Consider the following 5,726-nt stretch of genomic DNA (forward strand, 5'->3'; position numbering starts at 1 on the left):
CGGCGGTCACGGCCGCGCTGTCGGGCGGCTCCGACGCCGACGTGCTTGCGGCGTTCGGCGGTGCGGCGGCGTTCCGCGCCGCGGTCGCCGGCGGCACGGCGCCGTGCGTCGACCTCAGCGACTCGCGGCGAGTGTGGGTGGTCGTCGACAAGAAGCGGCCCCTCGTGCCGGTCGACTTCGAGCCCGCCGAGGTCACCGCTCCCGCGAACATGCCGCACACGGTCGACGGGCGGCTGCAGCCCGCGGCATCCGACGCTCTCACCGCGCTCGTCGCGGCGGCAGCGGCCGAGGGCGCCGGCTCGATCGGGCTCAACAGCGCCTACCGCTCGTACGACGTGCAGACGCGCACCTACAACGGCTACGTCGGCTCGATGGGGCGCGAGCAGGCCGACCTGCAGAGCGCCCGCCCGGGTTTCAGTGAGCATCAGACCGGGCTCGCCACCGACATCACCGCGTGCAACAGCGGCTGCGCCGCGATCGAATCGTTCGGCGGCACCCCGCAGAGCGCCTGGGTCGCCGCCAACGCCTGGCGGTTCGGGTTCATCGTGCGCTACGAAGACGGCTACACCCCGATCACCGGCTACGAGTGGGAGGCGTGGCACCTGCGCTACATCGGCCCCGAACTGGCGCAGGTGTACCACGACGGCGGGTTCCACACCCTCGAGGACTTCTTCGGGCTGCCGGCGGCGCCGACGTACTGAGCGAATCTGCGGCATCCATCGCTCTCGTCCGCTGTGCGCGCGGGGTGAAACCCAGTACCATAGACGCTGGGATTGCATCCCACCCACGTCACACACTCGACGACGAGACACGGAAGGCAGGCGCAGCATGGAGCGCGAGATCTACGACGAGGACCACGAGGCGTTCCGCGACGTCGTCAAAGAGTTCGTGAAGCGCTACGCCACCGAAGAGAAGCGCAAGCAGTGGGAGGCCGACGGCGAGATCGACCGCGCCACCATGCTCGCCGCGGGCGAGGCGGGCATCATCGGCCTGAGCGTTCCCGAAGAGTTCGGCGGCGCCGGAATGCTGCAGGACTACCGCTTCCGCGCGATCGTGCTCGAAGAGGTCATCAAGGCCGGCCAGGGCTCGCTCGCCGGCGCCTTCGGCATTCAGGACGACCTCGCCGTTCCCTACATCGTGCACATGGGCACGCAGGAGCAGAAAGAGAAGTGGCTGCCGGGCATGGCGACCGGCGAGATCCTCGGCGCCCTCGCGATGACCGAGCCCGGCGCGGGGTCTGACCTCCGCGGCATCAAGACGACCGCCAAGAAGGTCGACGGCGGCTACCTCGTCAACGGCGCGAAGACGTTCATCTCGTCGGGCAAGACGGCCGACATCGTCGTCACCTTCGTCAAGACCGGTGAGGGCAACCGGCCGGATGCCTTCAGCCTGCTGATCCTCGAAGACGGCATGGAGGGCTTCGAGCACGGCAAGAAGCTCGAGAAGATGGGCTTTCACGGGTGGGACACCGCCGAGCTCTCATTCACCGACGTCTTCGTTCCCGAAGAGAACCTCATCGGCGGCAAAGAAGGCCTCGGCTTCATCCAGCTCATGATGAACCTGCCCCTCGAGCGCCTGTCGATCGGTGTCGCCGCAGCGGCGGCCGGTGAGGCCGCATTCGACTGGACGCGCGACTACGTCATCAGCCGCGAGGCCTTCGGCGAGCGCATCGCCGACTTCCAGAACACCCGCTTCCGCCTCGCCGACATGGCGACGACCGTCGACGTGATGTGGGCCTACATCGACCGCGCGATGGAGCTCTACGCCGAGAAGAAGCTCACCGCCGAAGAGGCCGCCAAGGTCAAGTTCTGGGCGACCGACCGCGAGGCCGAGCTGCTCGACGTGGGCGTGCAGCTGCACGGCGGCTACGGCTACATCACCGAGTACCCGATCGCCCGCGCCTACCTCGACGCGCGCGTGCACCGCATCTACGGCGGTACGAACGAGATCATGCGCGACCTCGTCGCCCGCCAGATCGTCGGCAAGCGCTGACCCTCATGTGAGGCGCGCTCGTCGCAGGCGCAGAACGGATGCCGGGGCCGCGAGCCCCGGCATCCGTCGTTTCCGGTGGACGGCTGTCGGCGTGGTGCCGAAAGCAGGGCGAACCGGCCGGTTCGGGGCGCAGAAGCCGCTCGCGGGCCGATCCGCCCTGCTTTCGCCACGGCACTGCTCCGGCACGGCTGTGCTCAGGCGGTGGGAGGTCGGCGTCCGGGCCGCGGGCGCCGGCGGCCGGTAGAACGGGCCCGACCCGGCGCCGGGCCCCGGAAGGTCAGTGCTGACCGGCGGGACCGGCCCCGCGGCCGAGCCCACGAGCCGCGTTTCCGCGGCGACGGGCGAGGCGGGCGACGCCCGCGGCGCGCAGCCGGTCGGCGATCACGAGGCCGAGGGCGACGGCGCCGAGCTCCGAGGCGAACAGCGCCACGACATAGAGCACGACCACCCACACGGGGAAGGCCTGCATGTTGGCGGCGGTGACCGTCCACACCGCGTAGAACGCGGCGAGCAGCGACGCGCCCGCGTAGTACAGCCCCCGCGACCAGCGGCGGTACAGCGTCACGAGGAACGGGAGCTCGATGAACGCCGCGAACATGACGTTCGTGATCACGATCGCGGGCCCGGTGGTCGACAGCGGGGTCGCGACGAGCCCCGAGATCAGCCCGGTGAGTACCGCCGCACCGGGGCGTTCGATGAGTCGCATCGCGACGACGAACCCGATCACCCACGCGCCCGCGACGAGCGCCGACACAGGTGGCAGCGTCGCGTAGGTCGCCGTCGAGAACGCCGTCGCGGGGATGATGAGCAGGCCCGTCGCCACGCCGATCGCGGCGCACGTGAGCAGGTACACGGTCGTCGCGCGGCCCATCAGTGGCCACCCTCGGTCGCCGCGGCGGGTCTCGCCTGTTCCGACTTGGGTGCGGGCGACGCGGCGCCGACCCGCCAATAGCCGACGAAGCTGATGCGGTCTTTGCCGAGACCCTGCGCGACCAGGTGGCGGCGCGCGGCGGTGGGCAGCGACTGCTCCCCGACGATGAAGGCGTGCGTGTCGGATGCCGGTGCCTCGAGCTTCTCGAGTTCGGCGAGCGCGAGCGAACCCGGCTTCGCCGAGGCATCCCGCACCAGCCACCGCACCTCGACGCCCGCGGGCGCGTCGAACGGCAGGACATCCTCGGCCGAGGCCGCCTCGATCAGGGCGACGCCCGTTGCAGACGACGGCAGCGAGGTGCAGATGCCGGCTACGGCGGGCGCACCCGTCTCATCAGCCACAAGCAGCAGTTTTTCGACACCGCGTTCGGGGTTGAACCCCAGACCCTCGTCGATCACGACGACCGACTCGCCGGGAGCGGCGGCTTCGGCCCACCGCGACGCGGGGCCGGCGGTGGGGCCAGACCCGTGCAGCACGAAGTCGACGTCGATCTCGGGCCCGCCGCTCGCGCCCGCGGCGCGGTAGGCGCGCACCGTGTAGTTGCGCATGACCGGCCGCACCCCGTCGGGAATGCGCAGGTACTTCAGGTATCCGAAGATCTTGTTGGCCTTCGCCGGAATGCGCTCGAGCGCCTCATCGCCGCCCTCGCCCGAGTGGGGCAGGAAGAGGCGGAACCACTGATCGAAGCCCATCGGCGCGAAGCGGTCGATCTCGCCGCCGCCGAGGGTGATGCGCATCCAGTGCGGGCTGAGCCGCTCGGTGCGCAGTACTTCGAGGCGCAGGAGTTCTTGCGAAGCGGGCTTCACGAGGCTGGAGGACCGGGCCATGCGGGTGTCCTTTCGGTCGGGCGGGATCGGGTGGCGCAGTCGAGCGGGCCGGATCGCGGCTCAGAGAGTCCAGGGGAAGAAGGCGATGAGGATGCCGGCGCTCACGATCCAGAACACGGCGACGAACACGGCGTCGCGCACCCGCCACGGCACGAGGTGCCGTTCGGTGCGGTCGGGGTGGGCGCCGAAGGCGCGGGCATCCATGGCGAGCGCCACCCGCTCGGCGTGCCGGATCGCGCCCGCGAGGAGGGGCACGATGTAGCCCCACCAGCGGGCGGCGGCGGCGAACGGCCCGCGCCCGCCGTGCGCGCCGCGCACCCGATGCGCCTGACGGATCACCTCGAGCTCGTAGCCGAACCGGGGCACGAACCGGAACGCCGCGAGAGCCGTGTAGCCGATGCGGTAGGGCACGCGCAGCTGCTGCACCGCGGCGCGCACGAGGTCGGGGCCGGTGCTCGTGAGGCCCGCGATGAGGGCCAGCGCGATGATCGCGACCAGCCGCACGCCGGTGGCGAGGCCGATCATCAGGGCGCCGCCGTAGAGGCTCCAGCCGCCGATCTGCACGATCGTCACCGAGGTGTCGACGCGCGAGGCATCGACCCAGAGCGACATGCCGAAGCCGATCACCGCGGCGCCGAGCGGCAGCGCCACGACCAGCAGCAGGCCGAGCCGGGCGGTGAGGCGCGCGCCCGTCAGCAGCACCAGATAGGCGAGGGCGGTGAGGGCGAGCGGCGTCGCGAGGTCGCGCACGAACACCAGCACGATCATCGCGGGCAGCGGAGCGGCGAGCTTGGCGAGCGGGTTCAGGCCGTACAGTCCGCGCGCCGACGGGGCGGCGGTCGCGTACGGGTCGATCGCGACGGCGCTCACGAGGGGTCCTCGGTGGGGGCGGGGGTGGGCGCGCTGGCGGGTGCGGGTGCGAGTGCGGCGCCGGTCGCGCCCTCGCCGTCCACGACCCCGGCAACCTCGGCAACCCCCGCGAGGTCGGCGAGCCGTGTGACTCCCGCGAACTCCGGATGCCTCGTCAGCCCCGCGAACGCGCGGCGCAGCGGCGGCGGCCGCAGCCCCGCCGCACGCAGCAGGGTCTCGTCGGCGAACACGTCGGGGGTCGAGGCATCCGCGATGATGCGACCGTCGCCGACGACGACCGTGCGGTGCGCGTATTCGGTGACCAGCTGCATGTCGTGGGTGACGACGATGACCGTCGTGCCGTCGCTGTTCAGGTCGCGGAGGAGTCCCAGCAGCTCGTCGGCGCGGGCGCGGTCCTGCCCGAAGGTGGGCTCGTCGAGGGCCAGCACGGGGGCGCCGGCGACGAGCGCCGTGCCGACCGACAGGCGCCTCTTCTGCCCGCCCGACAGCAAGAACGGGTGCACGTCGGCCTTGTCGTCGAGTCCGAAGCGGCGCAGCACGTCGTCGGCGCGCGCCCGCACCTCGTCCTCGGGCAGCTTCTGCAGCCGCAGGCCGTGGGCGAGCTCGTCGAAGACGGTGGGCGCGATGAACTGGTGCTCGGGGTTCTGGAACACGAACCCGATCCGGCGTGACAGCGTGCGCAGATCGGTGCGCGAGACATCCGTTCCCGCGATGCTCACCTGGCCGCGCGGCACGGGCACGACCCCGGCGATCGACTGCAGCAGCGTCGTCTTGCCGGCGCCGTTGGCCCCGACGATCGCGACGAACTCGCCCTCGGCGACGTCGAGATCGACGCCGTGCAGGATCTCGGTCTTGCCGCGGCGCGTGCGCAGGCCCCGCACCCGGATCAGCGGCGCCGGGGTGCTTTGGATGTTCTGGGCGGAGGCGTGCTGGGGGGAGGTGTGCTGAGCGGAGGTGTGCTGGGCGGAGGTGTGCTGGGCGGAGGGGATGGAGCGAGCGGAGGATGCCTCGGGGCGCGCCGGCCCTCCCTGCGTCGCATCCCCTCCCGCCGGCGCGGCCAGCTCCGGCGAGGCCAGCCCCGGCGCGGCGCCGCCGCGGGCAACGGA

The 5,726-nt window shown here is 71.7% G+C and carries 6 protein-coding genes; 2 read left to right on the forward strand and 4 right to left on the reverse strand.

Going from position 1 to position 5,726, the window contains the following annotated elements; translation table 11 throughout:
* A partial coding sequence (locus tag G3N18_RS15350) for a M15 family metallopeptidase (RefSeq protein WP_196385127.1) occupies positions 1 to 701 on the forward strand: 701 nt, incomplete at its 5' end.
* 127 nt (positions 702 to 828) lie between these two features.
* The gene (locus G3N18_RS15355) at positions 829 to 1,992 is read left to right on the forward strand and encodes an acyl-CoA dehydrogenase family protein (protein WP_196385128.1); all 1,164 of its coding nucleotides are present in this window, start codon (positions 829 to 831) and stop codon (positions 1,990 to 1,992) included.
* A 277-nt stretch (positions 1,993 to 2,269) separates the two neighbouring features.
* Here G3N18_RS15355 and G3N18_RS15360 read toward each other — a convergent pair whose 3' ends face one another.
* From G3N18_RS15360 to G3N18_RS15375, 4 genes are all read right to left on the reverse strand, one after another.
* Positions 2,270 to 2,863: an ECF transporter S component gene (locus G3N18_RS15360; protein WP_196385129.1), complete on the reverse strand. Its 594-nt coding sequence runs from the start codon at positions 2,861 to 2,863 to the stop codon at positions 2,270 to 2,272.
* A complete protein-coding gene (locus tag G3N18_RS15365) occupies positions 2,863 to 3,750 on the reverse strand; it encodes a siderophore-interacting protein (protein ID WP_196385130.1) in 888 nt (295 codons plus the stop codon). The genes G3N18_RS15360 and G3N18_RS15365 overlap by 1 nt, the downstream gene beginning before the upstream one ends.
* Before the next feature lie 60 nt (positions 3,751 to 3,810).
* Entirely contained in the window at positions 3,811 to 4,620 is an 810-nt protein-coding gene (locus tag G3N18_RS15370; RefSeq protein WP_196385131.1) for a CbiQ family ECF transporter T component, read from the reverse strand.
* Positions 4,617 to 5,726, reverse strand: a 1,110-nt coding sequence (locus G3N18_RS15375) for an energy-coupling factor ABC transporter ATP-binding protein (protein WP_230404238.1), incomplete at its 5' end; no start/stop codon positions are given. The genes G3N18_RS15375 and G3N18_RS15370, both read right to left, overlap by 4 nt.

This window comes from Microbacterium paulum (assembly GCF_015707995.1).
Taxonomy (GTDB): Bacteria; Actinomycetota; Actinomycetes; order Actinomycetales; family Microbacteriaceae; genus Microbacterium; species Microbacterium paulum.